The organism is Advenella incenata (genome assembly GCF_004217095.1).
Taxonomy (GTDB): domain Bacteria; phylum Pseudomonadota; class Gammaproteobacteria; order Burkholderiales; family Burkholderiaceae_B; genus Advenella; species Advenella incenata.
This window is the reverse complement of the sequence record NZ_SHKO01000001.1, coordinates 880358-905216: the sequence shown is the minus strand read 5'-3', so window position 1 is coordinate 905216 and position 24859 is coordinate 880358. Positions and strand designations below refer to the sequence as shown.

Below are 24859 nucleotides of genomic sequence, written 5' to 3'. Positions count from 1 at the left end.
TTACTTTTCCGTAAAATCCAACACTTTCAACAGACAGACATAGGGAACGAGGAATGAGTGGCATAAATCCAATGATCATCACGTTCGCCATATATCTGATTGTCGTACTGGCAGTCGGGTTTATCGCCTACTTTTCAACACGTAATTTTGACGACTATATCCTGGGTGGACGCAGCCTGGGCAGTTTTGTAACAGCACTATCGGCTGGCGCCTCGGATATGTCGGGCTGGTTGCTCATGGGCCTGCCGGGTGCGATTTATCTGGCCGGTCTGTCCGAAGCCTGGATTGCCATCGGCCTGACCGTCGGCGCCTACTTCAACTGGCTGCTGGTGTCCGGCCGTCTGCGCATGCACACCGAATACAACAACAACGCACTGACGCTTCCAGAATATTTTCATCACCGCTTTGGGGCCGGCAATGTCATCATCAAGATCGCAGCCGCGGCCATCATTCTGTTTTTCTTTACCATCTATTGCGCCTCGGGCATCGTGGCTGGCGCCCGACTGTTCGAAAGCCTTTTCCACGTCGATTACGTTACCGCAATGTGGCTGGGCGCCGGCGCCACCATCATCTATACCTTTATTGGCGGCTTTCTGGCGGTTAGCTGGACTGACACGATTCAGGCTTCGCTGATGTTTTTTGCACTCATCCTCACGCCAATCATGGTGCTGCTTGGGATGGGTGATCTGTCTGCCGTCACCGCGACCATTGACCAGGCAGCTGCCACAGCCGGCAAGAATTACTCCAGCCTGATTTCGGGCACGAGTTTTATTGCAATCGTGAGCGCCGCGGCATGGGGCCTGGGTTACTTCGGCCAACCGCATATCCTAGCGCGCTTTATGGCCGCCGATTCGGTCAAAAGCCTTAAGGCTGCACGGCGCATTGGTATGACATGGATGATTCTGTGTCTGGCGGGCGCGGTCGCCGTGGGTTATTTTGGCATTGCCTGGTTCCAGTTGAACCCGGAACAAGCCGGCGAAGTCAACAAAAATAGCGAACGTATCTTTATCGAACTGGCCCAGATTCTGTTCAATCCCTGGATTGCAGGTGTGATTCTGTCGGCAATTCTGGCGGCGGTCATGAGCACACTGAGCTGCCAGTTGCTGGTATGTTCCAGCGCCATTACCGAGGATTTCTACAAGGGTTTCATACGGCCACACGCGAGCCAGGCAGAGCTGGTCTGGACCGGCCGCGTGATGGTACTCTTGATCGCTTTGATTTCCATCTGGATTGCGTCTGACCCCGAAAGCCGGGTACTTGGGCTGGTTTCATACGCCTGGGCAGGTTTTGGCGCCGCGTTCGGTCCAGTCATTATCCTGTCGGTCTTCTGGCGTCGCATGAACGCCGCCGGCGCACTGTCGGGCATGGTGGCCGGCGCGCTGGTGGTCGTATTGTGGAAACAGTACAGCGGCAGCGCCCTGTATGAAATCGTACCAGGTTTCATTGCAGGCATAATTGTGATCGTCGCGGTTTCTCTGTTAACCAAGGCGCCCTCACAGGCCGTGGTAGACAACTTCGACCGTGCAGATCGCGACTTCAAAAACGCGGTATAAACTGCAATTAACAATACTGCGGAGCCGGTCAGACAGGCCGGTTCTGTAGATAGCAATCAAACGCTCCCGTCCCAGCCAGGACCGGGGCGTTTTTTTATATGCCTCCTTTTTTTGGCATGACGGTTGCAATAGACGGCACATCTAAGTGCGATCTGGATGCCGAATGCCATCTGGCGTCATTTTTTTGAAACAGACGTCCAACACGTACGCTTTATACAACATGGTCAGTGATTTGCATGAATCCTGTCGGCAGAATACGGGTTAGGCCCTACAATCGACAATACCTGAACACTCGCACCCATAAGAGCACTTCTTGAAAATCCGCCAGCCGCTTCCCCCGCTGAACAGCCTCAAAGCATTCGAAGCCACTGCACGCCTCAAATCCATGGCGCTGGCGGCAAAGGAGCTGCACGTCACGCCATCGGCGGTGAGCCAGCAGATCAAGCAACTGGAACATCACCTGGGCCAGCGCGTCATTACCCAATCGCGCAGTGGGATCGTGCTGACCGCTTATGGGCGCGCCGCCCTGCCCAAGCTGTCTCAGGCGTTCGACCTGCTGGCCGGCTCCTTTCACCATCCACGCGATCCGCTGCTGGTGCGCATCAGTGTACTGCCTTCATTCGCACGCTTCTGGCTCAACCCACGCCTGCCTGCGTTCTTTCGCCAGCACCCGACTATCCGGCTGGACATAGACAGCTCGCCCAAATTGATTGATTTCACCTTTGACGACCTGGATCTGGCGATCCGGTATGGCAAAGGTAATTATGAGACGCCGCTGTGCGACAGCCTCATGAAAGAGGCCCATCAGGCCGTCTGTACACCGCGCCAATTTCCGGCATGGGCGCCGCTGGTCGAGTCTGGCGATTTCGCCCGTCTGCCATTGATAGGCGATCGGGGCATGCTGGGGGGCGATGACCAGGATGTAACCTGGCGGGAGTGGTTTCATGCAAAGGCGCCCGAGTCTACGTTGCCCGACTATCGCATTACCTATACCGATTCAGGCCTGTCGATAGACGCCGCGCTTGCCCACCAGGGCATGCTGCTGGGACGACTGGTGCTGCTCGATCCGTTGCTCAAGGAACAGAAACTGGTCGCACTGGATCCGCTGACATTGCGCTCGGAGCTGGGATATTTTCTGCTGGGACCGTCACTGGCCGGCCTGTCCGAAGGGGCGCAAAAATTTCGGCAGTGGCTGCTACAGGAAGCCGCGGCATACCAGACACTGCACCATACCCAGTCGCCGGGCTTTTCTGATCGGTAATCAGCCATGCCAGGACATCAACAGGGGCAATCCTCGTCACTCCTGTTGATGCCGGGCGCCTCGCACACCCATATCAAAACAGGCGCTATCGCTGCTGGCTGGCCAAACAATGCACGTTGCCTTGCCGCTCAGCACAGCACGTTCAGCGATCACAACTTGAGACGTCTTGCTACATGCGCCTTGTCAATTACCGCCATTGCGCCAACGCAATCGGATCTTATGGCGATTGTGTTCGCACCGGGGGCGGGATGTCTGCCTTGCAGGCAAGCTCGGCCTGTCCCTCTTGTTTGTTTTTCTGCAACGGGTCCGGCTGCGGCGCCCGTGCGCCCGAATTGCGCGCATTGGCAACACCGGCAGTAATAATCATGACAATGCCCAGCCATTGCCAGCCGCCCACTTCGTGGCCAAACGCGAAATAATCCGCAATCACCGCAACGATCGGATACACGTAGGACAGGATTGCAATTTTCCCCATCGGCAACGATTGATATGCAGAGTAGATCAGGATATACATCAGAAAGGTATGAAACACCCCCATGACAACGACACACAGCCATTGGATTGATGTTTGTGGCATCTGGTCAAATGCCATGATCGGCGCCAGGAAAACGAGCCCCACACCCAACTGGCACATCGCCACAACATGGGGTTTGATGCCGGTCAATTTTTTGGTGATAATGGTCACGCCCGAATACAGCATGGCGGCAAGCAAGGCAAAGCCAGCACCCTGCAGGAAAAGCAGATCCACTTCTACGCCAAGCAAAGCGGGCAGCACAATCAGTATCACCCCAGAAAAGGCCAGTATTGCCAGCAGCACCTGTTTAAGCGTAATGCGCTCACCAAATATCAGCGGTCCGGCCAGCAATAGAAAAAACGGCTGCGTATTGTAGATTACCGTGCCAACCCCGATACCCGCGTGCAGATAGGAAGCGAACAGCGCTGCCCAGTTCAGCACCAGCAACACGCCGCTGACAGCAAGCAATACCCATTGCATTCGTGATACATGCGCCAGCTTCAGATACCCTTTGGCAAAACAGAACATCAACAGGCATAGCCCGCCAATCAGGCAACGCCAGAACCCGACATTAAAGGGATTCTGCCCCGACCAGATTACGAACAGCCCAATGGTGCCCGACATGGCCATCCCTATGATCATCTGAAGCTGGCCTACGTTTTCGTTTTTTGTACTTTCTATCATTCTCTTTTCCTGAACTGCCCTAATTATGCCAAAACCGATGGCGTTGCGACAGGCGCCTGATGCAACTGCGAAACCACGCCGGCCGGCATAGATTCGAATTGACCTCCACAAGGCAAAACGCGCCGGCTCTGGCCAGCCAGCGTCGGCCTGCCAACCCGGCCGCGGCCAACGACCTTGTGTATGCCTGCAGCAACCGATGGACTGTACTCATTGTGAATAAACGACATCTGGCTGGCAAGCCACTTTTTCTTAATAGCCTTTACTTTTTCTGGTGAGCCTGTCTACTAAGGATGTGCAAGGCAGGCGCGTTACAGCGCAACACTGGCAACGCCAATGCCCCGGCACATGCGCCCACGCACGGGAAAGACCACAATATTCAGTAATAATTAAGATACAATCGCCGAATTATTGCTCGTTGTACCCCAACCATTTACCACAATTGAATTAGGACAACTGAAATGTACCTGGTCGCCATTCTTGCCATATTGATCGCGCTGATCGTACTGGCAACAACCAAACTCAAACTTCATCCGTTTCTGGCCCTACTGGCAGCGGCTTTTATTGGCGGCTTCATGTATCAGGTGCCGCTGCTGGATATTGTCAAACACATCACCACCGGCTTCGGTGGCATTATGGGCAGTATCGGGATTGTGATTGTACTGGGCACCATCATTGGCGTCATACTGGAGAAAACCGGCGCCGCCATTACCATGGCCGACAGCATCATCAAGCTGTTGGGAAACCGCTTCCCGACATTGACCATGTCTGTCATTGGCTATCTGGTTTCCATCCCCGTGTTTTGTGATTCAGGCTACGTCATTCTCAATTCGCTCAAGGAAGCGATTGCAAAACGCATGAATGTCTCGCTGATCGCCATGAGCGTCGCGCTGGCAACAGGTTTGTATGCGACCCATACTTTTGTGCCGCCGACACCGGGACCGATTGCCGCCGCCGGCAATCTGGGACTGGGTGACAACCTGGGTCTGGTCATTCTGGTTGGTCTGGTCGTGGCTGCCGTTACCGCGCTGGCTGGTTTGCTCTGGGCCAATATTTTCCTGAAAAAGGACATTGAACTGGAAGATCCCGTGGTTCCTGTCGGCCCGAATCAGGGCTTGATGAAAACCCGTGAAGAATATGGCGTGCTGCCAAGCACTGCCCAGGCATTCACACCAATTTTCCTGCCTATCATCCTGATCTGCATTGGCTCGGTTGTTGCTTTTCCCAGCAAGCCATTTGGTGAAGGCGTATTTGCCAACATCCTGCTGTTCCTTGGTCATCCGGTCGTTGCACTGCTCGCGGGCATGATCTCTGCCATGTTCCTGCTCAAGGGTACGGGCAAGCGTCAGCAATTTCATGACTATGTCGCCGAAGGGCTGACTTCCGCTGCACCGATTCTGCTGATCACCGGTGCGGGCGGCGCTTTTGGTGCGATTCTCAAAGTAACACCGCTGGGCGACTATATCGGCACGACCTTGTCGGCCATGGGCATCGGGTTGTTTATGCCCTTTATCGTATCGGCAGCGCTCAAAACCGCCCAGGGCTCGACCACCGTCGCGCTGGTCACGACCTCTGCGCTGGTTGCGCCGATGCTCGGTCAATTGGGTCTGGATAGTGAAATGGGACGTGTCCTGACAGTAATGGCCATTGGCGCGGGCGGGATGACCGTCTCTCATGCCAACGACAGTTTCTTCTGGGTGGTTACCCAATTTAGCCGTATGCGCGTATCAACCGCTTATTATGCGCAGACCATGGCCACACTGATTCAGGGCGTGGTCGGGATGATCACGGTATGGTTGCTGAGCCTGGTTTTACTGTGATATCTCACAGCAGTATGTACAGGAGAATCTCAGGATAAACCGGCACTGATAAACAACGGCAGCGATGCCGTTCAAAAGCAGCACCGTCGGCCGCTGAAGATCATGCGGCGATCAGGGCAGTCATTCGAGCATGGTAATAATCAGAGTGCTCGTTTGACTGCCCTGTTTTTTTCATGGCAGGATCAGAAAATACGGCGAAAAACCAAGACTTGCCACATGCTACCGGCCCGCGGCAAGCCATTTTGATGTCACACACCGCCCCGTCCGAGCACCCTGCTACCCTGCCAGCCAGGCGTGAGTATACGATATACCCCGTGAACCCTGTTTAAGCGCCTCTTGGCAGACGCCCCCGTACCGGATGTCCGGGATCGTTATAGCCGGGCGTGGAAGCATGACCTGGCGTAACCAGTGAATCGACCAGCGCCTCATCTTCGTCGGTCAACCGGTATTGCAGCGCGTTCAGATAAGACTGCCATTGTTCAAAAGTACGCGGTCCCACGATGGCCGAAGTCACATATTGGTTATTCAACACCCATGCCAACGCAAAATCGGCAGCCGATATGCCCCGCGCCTCTGCATGCGCCTTGATTCTCTGCGCCACCAGCAGCGACTCTGAACGAAATTCCGTTTGCTGAATGCGCTTGTCGCCACGACCTGCCCGGGAATCGGGTGGCGGGGGTGCATCTGCCGCATATTTGCCTGTCAATACGCCACGCGCCAGCGGACTGTAGGAAATCACACCGATGCCGTAGTTTGCCGCAGCTGGCAACTGCTCCACCTCGGCATTGCGTGACACCAGGTTGTATAACGGCTGACTGGCCACAGGACGGTCAATACCCAGTTCATCGGCCAGGCGAACGGTGTCGGCAATTTTCCAGCCACGAAAATTGGACACGCCGAAATAGCGCAGCTTGCCCTGGCGGATCAGATCAGCAATGGCGCGGATCGCCTCGCCCAGCGGTTCGTCGGGAATTTCGCGATGCATGTACAGGACATCGATATAGTCCGTGCCCAGCCGTTTCAGGCTCGCATCTACCGACTGAATAATCCATTTGCGCGAAATGCCCCGCTCATTGGGCCCCTCGCCTGCGGGATTGCCCAACTTGGTCGCCAGCACCCAGAAATCACGATACTCTTTGATAGCACGTCCCACCACACGTTCGGATTCTCCGCCGTTATAGACATCTGCCGTGTCAATGGAATTGATCCCCCGCTCCCTTGCGTCCTGGATAATACGGTGCGCTTGTGCTTCATCCGTTTGTCCGCCAAACATCATTGTCCCTAACGTGAGGGGAGAGATGCTCAATCCACTTTTGCCCAGATACCGATATGACATGACATTTCCTCGTGCAAATACGTTTGAAATAAACTGGTTTTTACTTTGACCAGGCGGTCAACAGCCGGCCTAGCGCCTCGTTGCTGAGCCCGTTCCATATGGCAGCGCAGAGCAGAAGTCGGGCCTTGCGCGGACACAACCAGCCGCCCATCAGAATACCGTGCTGCTGCAAGTCGATTTCCGCCCCCTTGTAACCATACACTGCCGTGGTGGTGCTGCCTGCGCCTGTACGGCTGCACATGATGACCGGCACCTGCGCTACCGCCGCCACCAACGCATCACGCAACGTTTCCGACACGTGGCCGGAACCAAACCCGGCGATCACAATGCCTGCGTATCCCGCGCCCAGTGCATAAGAGACGATATCAGGATCGTCATCAAGACTATGCTCAAGCAACAGCACTTTGTCGTCGTATGCAGATGGCACCGGTAAGCGTGGCGTTTCGGGCGTATCGCGCAAATAGCGCACCCACCCTTCCTGCACGACCCCGACAGGTCCAAACACCGGCGAGACAAATGCCTCAACATGGGTGGTATGCATTTTGCGCACGCGCCGCGCCTCGTGAATGTCATCATTCATGACCACCAGCACCCCGCGACCGCAACTATGCTGGTCGGCAGCAACTTGTACCGCAGCCAGCAGATTGGCGCTGCCATCGGCGCCGGGCATTTGCGGGTTGCGCATAGCTCCCATCAGCACCAGTGGCTCGCGCCGATCCCAGAATAGATCCAGCAGAAATGCCGACTCTTCCAGTGTATCGGTGCCCTGGGTAATGACCACACCCTGCGCGCCCTGATCAATCTGCTGCTGTGCCCACGCCAGGGTATCGAACAGATGCTGGAAACGGATCGAACCGCTGGCGATTCTGGCCAAGGTATGCAAATTAAGCGTGGCTGCCTGCGCCAGCCCTGGCACAGACTGGGCCAGCTCCTCTGCGCCAAGGTTTGAGCTCACTCCCTGGCTGCCCGGCGTGCCGGTCATGCTGATCGTGCCCCCCAGGGCGCCAATGGAAATCATGGGTTTGCTGTTGGTGTTACTCATGCTCATTCTTTTAAGAAAAGGTCTGGCAGTAGATTGTGCGTATCGGTTTACCGGTCAATACCGGTAACTGAAAGTCAGGTGCAGCACCAAGCCTTCCCAGCAGCGTTTGGCCTCAATTAGCCATGTCTGGAAAAAAATTGCAGATTGCTGGCGCTCCTGACTTCATCCGTTCGATTATCACACAATAATAGACAAAAAAATCGCCAGTACCGGCCAAGCCGATCTGACGATAGTACTTTTCAATAGCGTGTTGACAGAACCAGGGAAACGCGGTTCGTTGCGCGCATTGTGCTGCTGTCTGTACCGCGTATTGGCCAACGAATCAGCCAGCGTATGGGTCAGCGCATTGGCACGCACACGGTTCAACCGTTTATTGCTTAGCCCAGGCCAGCACAAAAACAGTTGGCTGGGCTTGCGTGCCCTACTGCTGACTGGCAACCAGTTGCGCGATCGCCTTACCCATATCGGTAGTGCCTGCCTGTCCACCAAGATCAGGCGTTTTTGGCCCATTAAGTAATGTTGCTTCCACCGCCTGCATGATGCTGTCTGCCGCTTTTTGCGCATCCGGGTTGTCAGCCGCAAAAAATTCCAGCATCATCGCGCCGGACCAAATCATGGCTACCGGATTGGCAATATTTTTGCCGAAAATATCCGGTGCAGAACCGTGCACCGGCTCAAACAGTGACGGGAAATCACGTTCCGGATTCAGGTTTGCCGATGGCGCGATGCCGATGGTGCCCGTGCATGCCGGTCCCAGATCAGACAAAATATCGCCAAACAGATTGGATGCAACCACGACGTTAAAGCGATCGGGTTGTAAAACAAAGCGCGCGCACAGGATATCAATATGCTGTTTATCCCATTTGACATCCGGGTACTGCTTGCCCATTTCCACGACACGCTCGTCCCAGTATGGCATGCTGATTGAAATACCATTGGACTTGGTCGCGGCCGTCAGCGTTTTACGTTCGCTCTTACTAGCCAGTTCAAAGCCGTATTTCAGAATACGGTCCACGCCCTTGCGGGTAAAAACCGACTCCTGCAGTACCACTTCCCTGTCGGTGCCTTCAAAAATCTTGCCGCCTACTGAAGAGTATTCGCCTTCGGTGTTCTCGCGTACCACCAGAAAATCAATATCGCCGGGCTCGCGATTGGCCAGCGGGCATGGCACGCCAGGCATCAGGCGCACCGGACGCAAATTCACATATTGATCAAATTCGCGACGGAATTTAAGCAAAGAACCCCACAGGGAAATATGATCGGGCACTTTGTCGGGCCAGCCGACTGCGCCAAAATAAATCGCATCGAAGAATTTGAGCGTTTCGAACCAGTCATCAGGCATCATCTGCCCATGCTTTTCATAGTAGTCGCAACTGGCCCATTCAAATTCGGTCACAGCAAGATTCAGACCGAATTTTTCGTTCACGGTCTGCAAAACCCGCAGTCCCTCCGGCATGACTTCCTTGCCGATACCGTCTCCGGGTATCGCAGCGATTTTAATCTGTTTGTTCATAACGACAAATTCCTGGCGATGCAACGCCTTGATATGTTAAGGATAATGAAGCGATTGTCCCGGGCACACCCGGGACAGATTGCTACAGCTTTTCGGTTTCACCCGCTGCCGGGCGCCAGGTGAGCGCATACTTTTCGGTAATGCTGACAATACCGTCAAGAATAAGGGCAAACACCGTAAGCACAATGATGCCGGCAACCACCGTGTTGATATCGAAGGTACCCTCGGCTTGCAGGATCAAATAACCTACGCCACTGGCAGAGCCCAGATATTCTCCGACAACAGCACCAACGAAGGCCAGGCCGACCGAGGCATGCAGACTGGAAAAGACCCAGCTGGTTGCTGAAGGAATATATACATGGCGCAGCAACTGACGTCGGTTGGCGCCCAGCATGCGCGCGTTATCCAGCAGCGTCGGGCTCACTTCGCGGATACCCTGGAAGACGTTGAAGAACACGATAAAGAACACCAGCGTAAAGGCCAGTGCGACTTTAGACCCGATACCAAGCCCGAACCAGAGCGCAAAGATGGGCGCAAGAATCACCCTGGGCATGGAGTTGAGCGCGGTCAGGAAGGGATCGAGCACCAGGCTTGCCGTGCGGGACAGCCCCAGCCACAGGCCAAAGCCCATGCCAAATACTGTACCAAGAAAAAAGGCCAGCAAGGTTTCGATGAGCGTGATGCCCAAATGCTTGTAGATGTCGGCATTGACAACGAACCAGTTCCAGATGACCTCGGCCACGCCCAGTGGCTGGCCAAAGAAGAACGCCGCTGTGTCATTCAGCGAAATAAGGTACCAGGCACCCAGCAGCACGATGACGATCAGCAACTGCCATACGCGGTAGTTTTTGGGTGAGGGTTTAATGGCGTTCCACATATTACTTCCGTTTTTGTTGATCGTAGCCTTTGAGAACTTCGTCACGCAGGACGCTCCAGATAGCCTGGTGAAGTTCAACAAAGCGCGGATGAGCACGAACCTCTGCCACATCCCGCGGACGCGGCAGATCGATGTGAAATTCGCCCATGATATGCGTTCCTGGTCCTGCCGAGAGCACGACCACCCGGTCGCTCATGGCGATGGCTTCGTCAAGGTCGTGGGTAATAAAGAGTACGGCCTTGCGCTGCTTCATCCAGATATCGAGCACTTCATTTTCCATCAGTTGACGGGTCTGGATGTCCAGAGCCGAGAACGGCTCGTCCATAAGAATGATATCGGGATCGCGAATCAGCGTTTGCGCCAACATGACGCGCTTGCGCATGCCGCCGGACATTTGATGCGGGTATTTATATTCGGCCTGGGACAAGCCCACGCGACGCAGCCAGTCCAGCCCCTGCCGCTTGGCTTCTTCCTTGGCCGTACCCGCAAACTCCAGGCCGGCGGTGACATTGTCCAGCGCGTTGCGCCAAGGCAGCAACGCTTCCCCCTGGAACATATAACCAGCCCGTTTGTTAATCCCCGACAAGGGTTGGCCGAAAACCCGCACCTGCCCAGATGAGGGAGCAAGCAGGCCTGCCCCCACATTGAGCAGCGTGGATTTGCCACAACCTGTCGGCCCGACTACGGAAACGAATTCCCCGGGCGCGATATGCAGTGTCGCATCCCGGACTGCGGTGTACTTCTGGTCACGGTCGTCCTTGGAGACAAACGTGCAGGTGATATTGTCCAGGCTTAAGGCAGCATCATTCATAGCATCAGGCATTGGCAGCTTTGTCGGTGAAATCATTGGTCCAGCATTTGGACAGATCAATGGCCTCGGCCTTGAATCCCGCAATATAGGCGGCCTGCGCCTTCAATGAGGTTTCTGCACCTAAAGGATCGATCCGGCCATCGGGAGAGAGCCCCTCGAAACTTCTGGTCAGCGCCAGCTTATACACGTCGGGGTTGCCCAACAAATAGTTCTTGGGTACCGTTTTCATGATTTCATCCGGCCCGGCTGTCTGGATCCATTTGTCAGCCTTGACCATGGCGTTGGTCAGCGCCTGCACCGTGCCCGGATTTTCATCAATATACCTTTGCGAGGTGTACAGGCAACCGGCAGGCATGGGGCCGCCGAAAATGGCCTGCGTATCTTTCATGGTACGCGTATCTGCGATGGTGAAGATATCACCGGTGCCGTCGAGCAGGCTGATCACCGGATCCAGATTGCTGAGCGCATCGATCTGTCCGGCGCGCAGGGCGCTGACTGCACCGGCACCGCCGCCCACGCCAATGATGGAAACATCGGAATCTTTCAGGCCGTGTTTGTCAAGAAAGAAGCTGACCAGCATATTGGTAGACGAACCCGGTGCAGTGACGCCGATTCTTTTGCCTTTGAGGTCGGCCGGCGATTTGTAGCCTGCCAGGGTTTTCTTGTTGCCCGCCAGAACGATCATTGGGGCGCGCCCCTGCAGCACAAATGCACGAAAAAACTGTTTCTTGGACTGCAGGCTGATCGTGTGTTCAAACGCGCCGGAGCAGACATCGGCGCTGCCGCCAACCACGGCCTGCAGGGCCTTGGAGCCGCCTGCAAAATCGGCAACCTTGACGTTGAGACCTTCTTCCTTGAAGAAGCCCTTTTGTTCTGCAATGGTCAGCGGCAGATAGTAGACCAGACCCTTGCCGCCCACGGCAATAGACACATCGGTTTTTTCCAACTTGGGTGCATTCTGTGCCAGACCAATGCCTGGCCAGACCGTTGCCAGGCCGGACAAACCGGCGGCCTTCAGTAAATGACGACGTGACAGACTCATGTGATGCTCCTTGGTTTTTTTTCTTGAAGATGGTTAATTTATGACAACTGGAGTTGCGTTATGCCGGTTCTAACAGTGCTGCGCGCCCGTCGCACAGGCCTGGCCGATTCACTCGGCAAGGCAAAACCCCAGGCGATTAATCGGCGATTATTCAGCGACTAACCTACGGATAACCGGCAGATAAGCAACGGATAAGCGGCGCAACTGTACAGCGGCGAACCGGGCTATTGTATCAGAACCCTATAGGGCAAAGACAATCGTGATTATTACCAAGTTGAACCGATCGGGCCAGCCTGATCAAGCCGTAACAAAGGCTACCTGGACCGTGGCCTGCCGATAGCGGCAACGCCGCCTGCCACTGTGTCAGGCCCGGCGCTGCGCAAAAAACTGCTGCCATTGCTGCAGCTTGGCCGCAAAGGCGAGCGTGTAGGCGGGGCTGCTTGAAGGCAAAGTCTGCGTCTGGATATGCGCAGGAATATGTCGCTGCCCCGCCTTGGCAGCCGCCTTGCCATTGAACCCTACATATTGCAAGCCTGGCGCGGCAGCAAACAGGGTGTGCAGTGGATTGAGCTGACCCCGACGGATGGCGCTGTCCAGGCTGCCGACACGCTCGCAGCCTGAGTACACATCCCAGAGCCCGATCCGGTGCGCCAGCAAAATGGCGGTCCGCGCCTCATAATCCAGGCTATCCATGGGTTCATTCAGAATTGCGCCCATCAGCCGCCAGAATTGATTTTGCGGATGTCCGTAATAACCCTGACGCGCCAGCGACGCTTCCGACGGGAAACTGCCCAGAATAAGATGGGTAATGTGCGGTGAATGAAGTGGCTCAAAGCCGGTCAGCCAGGGCGAGGTATTCATTGTGTCAATGTTGTAGATTGGGTATGCACCAGCCAGTGTACCCGTATATTGGGATAAGCCTGATTGTATTGCATCTGAAATTGCGCCAGACTTGCTGTTTTTCCCATTCTTGTCTTCGGAGCATAACCATGAAAAAAACCCTGCTGTCCGCCCTGCTTTGCACCTTGCCGCTTTCGGTACTAGCGCAGACGGCCCCCGATACGCTCAAACAGGTCAGTGACAGCAAGACCCTGCGCGTCTGTACGCCAGGCGATTACAAGCCGTTCAGTTTCGACCAGGGCGGGCACTTTGAAGGCCTGGATATCGATTTGATGAATGCCCTGGCCGGCACCCTGGGCGCTAACATGCAGGTTGTCAAAACCACCTGGGCCAACCTGATGGCCGATTTCACTGCCGGCAAATGCGATATCGGCGCCGGCGGTATTTCAGTATCTGTGGAGCGCCAGAAAAAAGCCTTTTTCAGCGCACCCTACATGGTAAATGGGAAGACGCCGATTGTGCGCTGCGAGGACAAGGAAAAATATCAGAGCATCGAGGCCCTGAACCGCCCGGAAGTACGGATTGTGGCCAATCCCGGCGGCAGCAATGAAAAATTTGCACGCACCATGCTGGCAAAAGCGTCGCTCACCATGCACAAGGACAATCTGACTATTTTTGATGAAGTTGCCAATGGCAAGGCCGATGCCTTTGTGACCGAAGCGGCCGAGGCCCGGGTCCAGAGCAAACTGAATCCCAAGCTATGCGCGGTCAATCCCGACCAGCCACTGCAATATGCCGAAATGGGATACCTGATCCCTGACAATGACATGCGCTTCAAGCTGTATGTCGACCAGTGGATGCACCTGCTCAAGGCCAGCGGTCAGTACGATCAAATGGCTGAAAAATGGATCCCGGCCGACCCTGCTAAGTAACTGGGCTCGCAGTAACAGCGCTGAACGGAACCAGTGCTGCTGTCATGAGCAGCAGCACTTAACATGACGCCTCGGGTTCATCATCGCCGTGCGCCCTATTGCGCATTTGTCCAGGCGTAATGGCATGGTGTTGGACGACCCGTCAGACCATGACTTACACTTTACCCATCATCATGGCGTATCAGCCAGCCACTCCACACCTACGCAACTGAATTGCTCAACGTACGGCCGAAGCAAACCGATCAGTTCGCCTTGAAGGGCGTTCACGGTATGTGGGTTGCGATTGATTACCGGACTGCCGATGATCACGGTCCGCCGGAGGTGAGGACTGACGATGGGTGCGCCGACAATGCGCTTGGCCTTGAGCATAGGAGTAATCGGCATGACCGGCAGGATGGTGTAGCCCACGCCGCGCTCAACCAGGTCCAGGATGACGGCGGTACTGTCTGACTCAGCCACCAAGTTCAAGTTAACCCCAATGATGGTGCACGCCCGGTCGATGGCGTTGCGCAGACTTTGCGCTTCCGGAACCACCATGGGCCTCTTTGCGACTTCAGCCAGGGGAACGGGATGGGATTGCGATAGTCCGCAACCAGGTAGGCCCACAACGTAAATGGGTTCGCGAAAAACCGGCGACGTCAGGAGCATCTCGGACTGCAGGTAGTCGCCCATGAGGCAAATGTCCAGCTTGCCATCTTCAAGGCCGTCTTGCAGGAAATCCGTAAAGCCGGTGGCGATTCTTACTTTCAGGTCCGGGTATTGCCGGCGCAGAGACGTGACCAGTGGCCCGGCCAGTGCAGCGGCCAGCCCTGGCAGCATCCCTACGGCAACAGACCCCATCAGATTCGCAGCCGCCGCTCCGATGTCAGCCTTGGCTTGATTAAGCCCTTTTAATGAAACCCGCACTTGGTCAACGAAGCGACGGCCCGGAACGGTCAGCACCATTCCAAGACGATTTCGCTCGAACAGTGGCGTACCCAGCTCATATTCCAGTTGCTTCAGTTGTCGGGACAACGCGGGTTGAACGACATGAAGAAGTTCAGCGGCCTTGGTCAGACTACCCGTTTCCGCAATAGCCAGGATGGTCCGAAGTTGTCTTAAGTCCATCGTCAGTTCACCCCAATTGAGATCTATGCCGAACCGCTATAGCTGTCAGAGAAAGATGTGAATTGTGTCACAGACTCACGGAAATTACTATTACACCACTGAACTGCACGCGCATGAGCACGACAAACCTTGCTTCTTTGACAAAGAGATTCGGCTGGTGTTAACCCGAACGCTTGCCATGTCTTCCAAAGGTCTGAAAAGTGCTAACACTGGCTCTTTGTTGATTTAACCGCTTCGGCAAACTCAGTTAAAAATTAAGCATTCAATAAAAACGCTCTGGCATCGTTATCAATAAGCGTAACGATGAATAAAGGGCAACATTTTCGGAGACAAAATGCTGGCACGTTACAAATTGAACCGCCGAGTGTTCTCGGTCGTTCCGATACTCATCGCTGCATCGACGCTGGGCTTTTCAACTAGCGCTTGTGCTACGGATTGGCCAAAAGGGAAACCCATCAACATCATCGTGCCGTTCGCTCCCGGCGGATTCACGGACCTGATTGCACGCCGCCTGGCGCTTGATCTGGGCAAAGCACTGAAGACAAGTGTGGTAGTGCAAAACAAAGCGGGGGCAAGTGGACAAATCGGCAGCGCGGTGGTTGCGCGGGAGAAACCCGATGGATATACGTTATTGGTCACGGCGACGCAGCACGTTATCTACCCGGCATTGCAACCAAATCTTCCTTATGATCCCAAGAAAGATTTCTCAAACATAGCAATTCTGGCGCTTGCGCCAAACGTGCTGTTGGTGCCGGCCACATCGCCTATAAACAACGTAAAAGAATTTGTCGATTATGTTAACAAGCAGCCGGCAGGCATCGCCTTTGGCTCAAGTGGCGTGGGTGGTTCTGCGCATTTGTCAGGCGAACTATTCAAACTCGTAACGAGCGCAAACCTGCGCCATATTCCCTATAAAGGTGCAGCACCTGCCATGACCGACCTGGTTGGCGCGCAAATCCCATCTGCATTCCTGGACGCAACATCAGCCTCCGCATTTATTCAAAATGGAAAGGCCAAGGCATTGGCGGTGACATCAAAGCTGCCATTGCCTTCATTGCCAGGCATTCCAACCATCGCTGAGTCCGGCTATCCCAGCTATGAATCTCAAGCCTGGGTAGGGCTGTTCGGTCCGCCCGGGTTGCCCGCGGAAATAGTAAGCAAGCTCAATCAAATCGCGAAACAGGCCAATGCAGCGAAGGCAAACATGAAATGGCTAGCCGACAACAACTGCATTCCCGCGCAGTTATCACCGACGCAGGTAACAGCGTTTATTAATGCAGAACTCGATAAGTGGCAGCAGGTCGTGAACAAAGCACACGTCACTGCCCAATGATCTTTGGATTATTTTTATGTGTACGTTAGAGGATTCAAGTTTGAGCAGTATAAAAAACCAGGAATTATCAATAGAGGCAGATGACTTGCAATTAGCGCACTTTGGAATTGATGTGCCATTCATGCACCATATTGGGCTCCAGAGTATCAGCCTGGAAGGTGATTGTTGCCGTACACATCTGACATTGAAACGCGAACTGACCAACAGTCGAGGCGATATTCACGGTGGCGCGTTGATGAGCGCACTGGATTTCACATTGAGTGTCGTGGCGCGAGCGCACGACCCGCTCAAAGTTGGATCGGCCACGATTGATATGTCAACTCATTTTTATACGCCTGCCAAATCGAACATAGACATTATTGCCACATGCAAACGGCGTGGCAAAAGCATCGCATTTTGTGAGGGCGAAGTTCAGGGCCGAGATGGCGTGGTTTTGGCTGTCGCGCGTGCCGTATTCAAACTGGTGCCGCGAACGCGGTAAACGTTTTAATTTACCGCGGTGGTGCAACTGCCAGTGGTGAGCAAGAGAACTATTAAGACAGGAAATCAGGACATTATGAAGAAAATTTTGGTTGCCAATCGTGGCGAAATTGCCGTTCGCATTCTTCGCGCCATACGTGATTTGGGAATGCTCAGCGTGGCGGTCTATTCGAGCGATGACTCCAATTGTCGGCATCGCATTCTGGCGGATGCGTCAGTTGCACTGAATGGGGCGGGTCCTGCGGCCTATATTGATATCGACCTCATTATCGCTGCAGCAAAAAGCGAGGGCTGCGATGCCATTCACCCTGGTTATGGCTTTCTGAGTGAACGACCGGATTTTGCTCAAGCGTGTACTACTGCTGGCATTACCTTCATTGGCCCCGAAGTCAAGCAATTGGCCTTGTTTGGCGACAAGGGCAGCGCACTGCGGCTTGCCAGGGAGTGCGGTGTACCTGTGATGCCAGCCACACACGGAGGAGCCACGCTGGAACAAATCGAGCAGTTCTTCGACGAGCAGGGCCGCGTGGGTATCGTCATCAAGGCAGTGGGCGGTGGCGGTGGTCGCGGCATGCGTGTCGTAAAGTCCAAGGATCAAATCGCTGAACTCTACGCTCGCTGCCGATCCGAGGCGATGTCTGCATTTGGCGTGGATGCCCTCTATGCAGAACGCCTGGTAAACCGTGCGCGGCACATCGAAGTGCAAATTGTGGGGGACGGCTCACATGTCGTCGCGCTGGGAGAGCGCGATTGCACCTTGCAGCGTCGCTTCCAGAAAGTGGTTGAAATCGCACCCAGTCCTGTTCTCAAGGCTCAATTGCGCACGGACATTCTTGCTGCCGCACGCAAGCTTGCCTCGAAGGTGAACTATCGCAGCCTTGGTACGTTTGAATTTCTCGTTGAGGAAGATGAAAGCGGCGTACAAACGGATTTTGTTTTTATCGAGGCCAATCCTCGCCTTCAAGTCGAACATACGATCACCGAACAAGTCACCGGGGTCGATCTGGTGGCGCTGCAAATCGGCATTGCACAAGGGCAGAGCCTTGATGCGCTGGGCGTGAATCCTGAGAACCCGCCGCAGATGAAGGGCTATGCAATCCAAGTGCGAGTGACAGCAGAGTCCACCGACGCCAACGGCTTGGCGCGACCAGCGCACGGTTGTCTGGAGCGCTTTGATCCACCTGCTGGCCCAGATGTGCGAGTGGATACGCATGCCTATAGCGGCTATTGTCCGGCACCGGCTTTCGATACGCTGTTGGCCAAGCTGATCGTGTCGAGCACCAGTGATGACTTTTCAAACGTCGTCAGGCGCTTGCGACGCAGTTTGGCTGAGTTCCGGATAGAGGGCGTTTCGACGAACATTCATTTACTGAAGGCGCTTGTCGATCGTGATGATTTCCTCCTGCAAAAAAACCATACCCGTTATATAGAATCGATTCTTGCGGACTTGGTCGCTACTGCATCTGCGCTCGAAAGCGAGCAGCAGGTGCAGGATCTGCTCATGAGCCAGACAACTCGTACTGCCACCGCACCGCCAGCCAAGAAAACCGTCGTACATGAAGTGCTTGACCAGGGGCTGGTTGCCGCTCGCGCGCCACTGAGCGGACGCATTGTCGAAGTCTGTGTTGAAACAGGCACTGCGGTTCTGAAAGGCCGGCTTATTGCGGTCATCGAAGCGATGAAGATGGAACACTCCGTTGTCGCTGAACTCAATGGGCGAGTCGTTCAAATACGGGCCGAGGGTGGTAGTCAGGCGGCTGAGGGCGATATCCTGGTGGTGCTGGAACCGGCGTTGGACGGTACAGACGCAGAGGTCGCCGTTGAAACCGTCGATTTGGCAGCCATCCGCCCCGATTTGCAGGCAGTACTTGATCGCCATGCCATTCTGTATGACGAGGCTCGTCCGGATGCAGTGGCCAAGCGACGCGCACGCGGACAACGAACTGCCCGCGAAAACCTTGCAGATCTATGTGATGACGGCTCCTTTGTCGAGTACGGCGCATTGGTCATTGCTGCACAGGCCAGCCGTCGCACGAAGGAGGATCTGATTGTAAACACCCCTGCCGACGGTATCGTCACCGGTATCGGCAACATCAACGGTGTCCAGTTCGGCTATGAACAGTCGTTAAGTGCCGTGATGGCCTATGACGCAACGGTTCTGGCCGGCACACAGGGCAAGAGAAATCACATCAAGACCGATCGTTTGGTGGAGCGTGCGAGCCGCGACGAGATGCCGTTTGTGCTGTTCGCCGAGGGCGGTGGTGGTCGTCCGGGAGATGTGGACTTTCCATTTGTTTCTGGCTTATACCAGCCTTCATTTGCGGCGCTAGCAGAACTCAGTGGGCAAGTTCCACTGCTGGGCATCGTGTCCGGCCGATGTTTCGCCGGCAACGCTGCATTCCTTGGTGTATGTGACGTGATCATCGCGGACAAGAATTCCAATATAGGCATGGCCGGCCCCGCGATGATTGAGGGCGGCGGCCTGGGCATATTCAAGCCTGAACAGGTTGGCCCTGCGAGTGTGCAATTTGCCAACGGTGTCATCGACATTCTGGTAGACAATGAGGCTCAAGCCGTTGAGCTCGCCAAGCATTACCTTTCGATGTTTCAGGGCAGAACGAAAGACTGGTCAGCGCCCAATCCGCTGCAACTGCGACACGTGGTCCCAGAGAATCGCCTGCGCGTCTATGACAGCCGCAAGGCCATTGAAGGCATCGCCGACGTAGGCAGCGTATTGATGCTTCGTTCGGGATTCGGGCACGGCATGCACACCGCGCTTGCGCGCGTTGAAGGCCAGCCGGTGGGCATCATAGCCAATAACCCACATCATCTGGGGGGGGCCATTGACGCTGATGCCGCAGACAAGGCGGCCCGGTTCATGAACCTTTGTGATATTCATGGCCTGCCGATCATTTCGCTGATCGATACACCCGGCTTCATGGTTGGCCCCGACGAAGAAGCGAAGGCTCAGGTGCGCCACGTATCCCGTATGTTCGTGACCGCAGCAAAATTGCGTGTCGCAATCCTGGCCATCGCCCTGCGAAAGGGCTACGGACTGGGTGCGATGGCAATGGCAGGCGGTGGTTTTCGTTCGGCCAGTTGCTCAGTGTCCTGGCCAACCGGCGAATTTGGTCCGATGGGGCTGGAAGGCTCGATCCGCCTGGGCTTCAAAAAGGAACTCGACAACGTTCCGGAAGGGCCGGAACGGCAAGCGCTTTACGAACAGCTGGTGGCCCGTGCATACGAACGGGGGCATGCCATCAACGTGGCATCAACCACTGAAATTGATGCAGTTATTGATCCGGCACAAACGCGAACATGGATTCGTCAGGGCATCGCTTCGGCATCGCTGCGCGCGGCTCGTCCCCGTCGCGCCTTTGTCGACGCCTGGTAATCACGGCACATAAATGAAGGAACAGACTGTGATTAAGCACGAATCTGCCAGCCAGCTCGCTCTTGCCGGACTGCGCGTCCTGGAAATAGGTAGTGGAGCGGCATTGGCCTATGCGGGAAAGCTCTTTGCAGACTTTGGCGCAGAAGTCATCAAGGTGGAGGATTCCGACGGAGACGCGCTTCGGATGGCGCCTCCGCTGCTGGAAAATTCAGATATCGAGCAGCAAAGCGCGCTGAACGCCTGGCTCAACACAAACAAACGCAACGTCACATTAGGTGGTAACCGTATCGAGGAACACGCATGGTTGGCGCGACTGGCGAAAACCTGCGACGTGGTGCTCGATGCCAGAGCGCTCAGTGAAGGCATCAAGGTTCTGAAGCGCCCTGTTTATGGCGCCAGTGAAGCGGCCAACAGCGAAAACGTGCCAATCGAGGTGTGTTTGACCTGGTTTGGGCAAAGTGGTCCGTACAGCAAATTAGTGGGAACGACTGCTGTTTGCCGCGCATTGGCCGGTGCTGTTTACGGTAGCGGCGCTGTGGAAGGACCTCCCCACCTGCCGCACGACCTGCAAACGGACATTGTTGCTGGCATCGGTGCTTTTTCGAGCGCGGTGTCAGCCTTGCTGGGGGAGTCAGACGGAAGCCGTCGATATGTGCTCAGCATTCATGAGCTTGCCTTCTCTGTTGTGGAGATGGAGGCCGGCATGGTGCAAGACGGGCGTCACCCCAAAGCGCGACTGGGTATCAACCGGTTTTGCACAACGCACCCCGGTGGTATCTACAACACCCGCGATGGCTGGATCGGGATTTTCGCACACACGGCTCCGCAGTGGGCTGCGCTATGTATGGCAGTGGGGCATCCTGAGCATGCCCAGGATCCTCGATTCGTGAACGGTCCGACACGCATGAAGCATGCTGATGAGATTGACCAATTCTTGGCCCCGGCGTTGCTGGCCAAGACGGCCCAGGAATGGTTTGAGCAGCTTGGCAAGGCTAAATTCCCGGCTGTTCTCGTGCCGACAATGGATGAACTGCTGGCGCAGCAGGTTCATCGTGAGCGAGGCGCATTTGTTCCGGTGAAGTCTGGGGCCAAACAGTTTGAAGGTGTGGTCGTGCCGTTTCCGCTCGACGATGCAGGACCGTTGCCGGGAGGCTCTGCGCCGGTGAAGGGTGCAGACAATCAATTCTATCGCACCGATGCAGGCCTGGCCAGGCGGGTACGCCGTACCCGCGCAAAAGTGGCTGTGCCGCCGCTTCGGAAGATTCGCGTGATAGATCTGACCATGGGGTGGGCAGGACCCCTGGCAGCGCGAACCCTCGCAGACTTTGGCGCCGAAGTCATCAAAGTCGAAGGGGCTCAGTATCCGGATTGGTGGAGAGGAACGCATTACACCGACGAGTTCTACAACGAGCGGCTGTACGAGAAGAATTCGAACTTCGCTCTGATGAACCGAAACAAGCTTGGCATTACCCTGGATCTGACGCGCCAGGAAGGGCGCGCCGTTTTACTCGAATTGGTAAGAACAGCCGACATCGTCATCGAAAACTATTCAACTGAGGTGCTCCCCAAACTGGGCCTGGATTACGCGGCTTTGTCCAAGGTGAATGAACGGCTGGTGATGGTATCCATGCCCGCGTTTGGCGGCGGCAACAAGTGGAGCACCACGCGGGCTTATGGCGGCACGCTTGAGCAGGCTAGCGGCTTACCGCATCACACGGGATTTGCACAGAATCCGCCCTCATTGACTTCCTACGCGTATGGCGATCCTATAGGTGGATGGAACGGCGGCGCGGCCGCCCTACTGTCGCTACTGGTGCAAACGCGTACAGGAAAAGGCAGGCACGTTAATCTTTCGCAAGTTGAATGCATGCTTTCAATGGTCGCCCCATTCATCGTGGAGCATTCCGTTTGCGGGAAAACGACGCCGAGAAACGGTAACGTGCATCCGATATTTTCCCCTCACGGTGTTTATCCATGTGCGGGCAATGACGAGTGGGTGGTTCTGAGCGTCACCAACGACACACAATGGCAGACCCTGGTCTACGTCATTGGTGCTCCCCACCTGGGCTCCGATTCGTCGCTGAATCAGGTTGGGGGCCGTCGTTCGCAACAACAACAGATAGATGCCCACATAAGCGCATGGTCCAAACAGCGATCGGCGGACAACGCCATGCGTGAACTGCAAATGGCCGGCATTGCTGCGGGTGTGGTAGAACCAGTCTGGCGTGTGTTGGACGATCCACACCTGAACGACAGGGGCTTCTTCAAAAAGATAGCGCGTACTTATCTTGGGGAGTATCTGGCCACGACGCCCTGGTTCAGAGAGACGGCTGCGCCAACGCAGATAGTACGTCCGGCGCCCACGCTGGGTGAGCACAGTCGTGAGGTCTTCTCCCGGGTGCTTGGAATGACTCGGCAACAGCAACAAGCACTAGAGGATTGCGGAATCACCGGAACCTCTGCAACCAGGAAAAAACTGCCTGGCGCAGGTGAAAAGCGTTTTTTTTGATTTTTCTCAAGTGGCCGTTCCTGTTGACACCGAATGGCTGGCTTGCGAGCGTTGTACAGAGCGATCCATAGATATCGCAACTTGAAGCTTTTATTTTTGTTCATCAAATTTTCGGAGACATAACATGGCAATATTGAGATCGCGTAGAGATTTTCTAGTCGCTGCCGCAGGCGTCGCGGGAGCGTCAGCGTTTGGGCTGAGTTCTCCCATGGCGTTTGCACAGGATAAAAAGTGGCCAGCCAAGCTGATTCGAATCATCGTTCCATTTCCAGCGGGATCCATTACCGATGCAATGGCTCGCCTGCTTGCCGACGGTCTTTCAAAGTCCCTAGGACAGTCGGTAATCGTGGAAAACAAAGGCGGGGCCAACGGCTCCATCGGTGCAACGGAAGTCGCTCGTTCGGCACCGGACGGCTATACCTTGTTGGCTACCAACAGCAGCAGCATTACCGGCAATCCGTTGATTTACAAAAACTCGCCATACAAGTCGACGGACTTTGCCTCCATCGCACTGGTGCTGGATGCGCCGTTCATCCTGAACGTCAATGCGGAGTGGGCAAATAAGCACGGCATTAATTCCGTAAAGGATTTGGTTGCGTTTGCCAAGAGCCACCCTTCTGAGCTCAGTTACGGCTCTGGTGGTGTAGGCAATCTCGCGCACCTGGCGTATGCAATGTTGAGCAATGACGGGCAGTTCAAGGCCACGCATGTCCCGTACAAGTCTGGATCGCAGGCGAGCATGGCGACGATGGCTGGCGAGGTGAATACGTTGTTCGACACCTTGGCCAGCGTTCCACAAATTCGCGCGGGAAAACTCAAGGCCCTCGCAGTCACACCCAAACAACGCATTTCCCAGATGCCCGATGTTCCCACGATGGCAGTAGCGGGTTTTCCCAGTATTGATTTAACGTTCTGGTTGGGACTGCTGGCACCCGCTGGAACCCCTGTCGACATCGTCGAAAAGTTGTACGAGCACGCAAGGCAAGCTATGTCTGTGCCGACAGCGAAGACAGCACTGAGTGCGCAAGGAACCATTGTCATGACGAACCCGAAGGATTTCGCCACGCGTATTGCGAACGAGACCAAGCAGTTGGCTGACGTCATCAAGCGAGATAACATCACGCTTAATTAATTCACTGAACAATTTCTCGAGGGTTCACCGCAAGAGTCGATCTTGCGGATCAGCGCCAAGCGCCAGACTGAATCCATATGCCGTTATGCCTTGCGTGAGGATGGTTTGCACCGAAACGGCCGAGGGAATGACCGAAACATGGATCCCGGCCGACCCTGCGAAGTAACTGGGCTTGCAGTAACAACGCTGAACGGAACCAGTGCTGCTGTCATGAGCAGCAGCACTTAACATGACGCCTCGGGTTCATCATCGCCGTGCGCCCTATTGCGCATTTGTCCGGGCGTGATCGAATGGTATTTTTTAAAAACCTTGCCAAAATGGGCCGAATCCGAAAATCCGCAAAGCCAGCCGATATCGCCAACGCTAAGATGCCCCAGTAACGAATCGCGCAGCATGTTTCTGGCGTTGCGCATGCGGATATCGTTCAGAAAACTGGCGAAAGTCGCTGAGTCATTGAACTCGTGAAACAGCTTGTGCAGCGTACGCACCGAAATGTGAAATTGCTGTGCTACCTTTGTGCCTGTCAGACTGGCTTCCCCGAAATTCAAGTAGAGCCACAGCGTGATGTCGGTGTACAGTTTATGCCGAGCCTGGCGTTGCTTATTGGGTACCCGACCCGCCAAACAATGATCTGAGGGGTTGACACCGTTAGTAAATCCTGTAGAGTCGGCATCAGCTTCTG

General features: G+C 55.1%; 19 protein-coding genes. 9 read left to right on the top strand and 10 right to left on the bottom strand.

What is annotated here, in order from left to right:
- Window positions 1-53: 53 nt before the first annotated feature.
- Both putP and EV681_RS04130 read left to right on the top strand, forming a co-directional pair.
- Window positions 54-1553 (top strand): sodium/proline symporter PutP, encoded by a 1500-nt coding sequence (putP, locus tag EV681_RS04135; protein ID WP_128396055.1) that lies wholly within the window; start codon window positions 54-56, stop codon window positions 1551-1553.
- Window positions 1554-1866: 313 nt separating this feature from the next.
- On the top strand, window positions 1867-2814 hold the full coding sequence (locus EV681_RS04130; protein ID WP_130303358.1) for a LysR family transcriptional regulator: 948 nt from the start codon (window positions 1867-1869) through the stop codon (window positions 2812-2814).
- 217 nt (window positions 2815-3031) lie between these two features.
- Here the strand turns inward: EV681_RS04130 and EV681_RS04125 are convergent, their stop codons facing one another.
- The gene (locus tag EV681_RS04125; RefSeq protein ID WP_130303357.1) at window positions 3032-4012 is read right to left on the bottom strand and encodes a DMT family transporter; all 981 of its coding nucleotides are present in this window, start codon (window positions 4010-4012) and stop codon (window positions 3032-3034) included.
- A 458-nt stretch (window positions 4013-4470) separates the two neighbouring features.
- On the opposite strand from EV681_RS04125, the gene EV681_RS04120 reads away from it, so the two are divergent.
- A complete protein-coding gene (locus EV681_RS04120; RefSeq protein WP_130303356.1) occupies window positions 4471-5829 on the top strand; it encodes a GntP family permease in 1359 nt (452 codons plus the stop codon).
- A 325-nt stretch (window positions 5830-6154) separates the two neighbouring features.
- On the opposite strand, the gene EV681_RS04115 is transcribed toward EV681_RS04120, so the two are convergent.
- The 7 genes from EV681_RS04115 to EV681_RS04085 form a co-directional block, all read right to left on the bottom strand.
- On the bottom strand, window positions 6155-7165 hold the full coding sequence (locus EV681_RS04115) for an aldo/keto reductase (protein WP_130303355.1): 1011 nt from the start codon (window positions 7163-7165) through the stop codon (window positions 6155-6157).
- 40 nt (window positions 7166-7205) lie between these two features.
- The gene (locus tag EV681_RS04110) at window positions 7206-8207 is read right to left on the bottom strand and encodes an asparaginase (protein WP_130303354.1); all 1002 of its coding nucleotides are present in this window, start codon (window positions 8205-8207) and stop codon (window positions 7206-7208) included.
- A gap of 421 nt (window positions 8208-8628) precedes the next feature.
- Window positions 8629-9720 (bottom strand): tartrate dehydrogenase, encoded by a 1092-nt coding sequence (locus EV681_RS04105; protein ID WP_130303353.1) that lies wholly within the window; start codon window positions 9718-9720, stop codon window positions 8629-8631.
- An 82-nt stretch (window positions 9721-9802) separates the two neighbouring features.
- Window positions 9803-10597 (bottom strand): ABC transporter permease, encoded by a 795-nt coding sequence (locus tag EV681_RS04100; RefSeq protein ID WP_128396048.1) that lies wholly within the window; start codon window positions 10595-10597, stop codon window positions 9803-9805.
- Window position 10598: 1 nt separating this feature from the next.
- Window positions 10599-11408, bottom strand: a complete 810-nt coding sequence (locus EV681_RS04095) for an ABC transporter ATP-binding protein (RefSeq protein WP_128396047.1) — start codon at window positions 11406-11408, stop codon at window positions 10599-10601.
- A 4-nt stretch (window positions 11409-11412) separates the two neighbouring features.
- A complete protein-coding gene (locus EV681_RS04090; RefSeq protein ID WP_130303352.1) occupies window positions 11413-12450 on the bottom strand; it encodes an ABC transporter substrate-binding protein in 1038 nt (345 codons plus the stop codon).
- A 363-nt stretch (window positions 12451-12813) separates the two neighbouring features.
- The gene (locus EV681_RS04085) at window positions 12814-13311 is read right to left on the bottom strand and encodes a DNA-deoxyinosine glycosylase (protein ID WP_130303351.1); all 498 of its coding nucleotides are present in this window, start codon (window positions 13309-13311) and stop codon (window positions 12814-12816) included.
- Window positions 13312-13439: 128 nt separating this feature from the next.
- On the opposite strand from EV681_RS04085, the gene EV681_RS04080 reads away from it, so the two are divergent.
- On the top strand, window positions 13440-14222 hold the full coding sequence (locus EV681_RS04080) for a transporter substrate-binding domain-containing protein (RefSeq protein WP_130303350.1): 783 nt from the start codon (window positions 13440-13442) through the stop codon (window positions 14220-14222).
- A gap of 171 nt (window positions 14223-14393) precedes the next feature.
- Here EV681_RS04080 and EV681_RS04075 read toward each other — a convergent pair whose 3' ends face one another.
- The gene (locus EV681_RS04075) at window positions 14394-15329 is read right to left on the bottom strand and encodes a LysR family transcriptional regulator (RefSeq protein WP_128396043.1); all 936 of its coding nucleotides are present in this window, start codon (window positions 15327-15329) and stop codon (window positions 14394-14396) included.
- Between the two features lie 334 nt (window positions 15330-15663).
- Between EV681_RS04075 and EV681_RS04070 the strand changes: the two genes are divergently transcribed.
- The 5 genes from EV681_RS04070 (at window position 15664) to EV681_RS04050 (ending at window position 24177) form a co-directional block, all read left to right on the top strand.
- Window positions 15664-16662, top strand: a complete 999-nt coding sequence (locus tag EV681_RS04070; protein WP_130303349.1) for a Bug family tripartite tricarboxylate transporter substrate binding protein — start codon at window positions 15664-15666, stop codon at window positions 16660-16662.
- Between the two features lie 40 nt (window positions 16663-16702).
- Window positions 16703-17143 (top strand): PaaI family thioesterase, encoded by a 441-nt coding sequence (locus tag EV681_RS04065; RefSeq protein WP_278044074.1) that lies wholly within the window; start codon window positions 16703-16705, stop codon window positions 17141-17143.
- Between the two features lie 75 nt (window positions 17144-17218).
- Complete coding sequence (locus EV681_RS04060; RefSeq protein ID WP_130303347.1) at window positions 17219-20536, top strand: acetyl-CoA carboxylase family protein; 3318 nt, start codon at window positions 17219-17221, stop codon at window positions 20534-20536.
- A gap of 13 nt (window positions 20537-20549) precedes the next feature.
- Entirely contained in the window at window positions 20550-23045 is a 2496-nt protein-coding gene (locus EV681_RS04055) for a CaiB/BaiF CoA-transferase family protein (RefSeq protein WP_242612131.1), read from the top strand.
- A 124-nt stretch (window positions 23046-23169) separates the two neighbouring features.
- Window positions 23170-24177 (top strand): tripartite tricarboxylate transporter substrate binding protein, encoded by a 1008-nt coding sequence (locus EV681_RS04050; RefSeq protein ID WP_130303346.1) that lies wholly within the window; start codon window positions 23170-23172, stop codon window positions 24175-24177.
- A gap of 224 nt (window positions 24178-24401) precedes the next feature.
- Here the strand turns inward: EV681_RS04050 and EV681_RS04045 are convergent, their stop codons facing one another.
- Entirely contained in the window at window positions 24402-24800 is a 399-nt protein-coding gene (locus EV681_RS04045; RefSeq protein WP_165392935.1) for a helix-turn-helix transcriptional regulator, read from the bottom strand.
- Window positions 24801-24859: the final 59 nt, after the last annotated feature.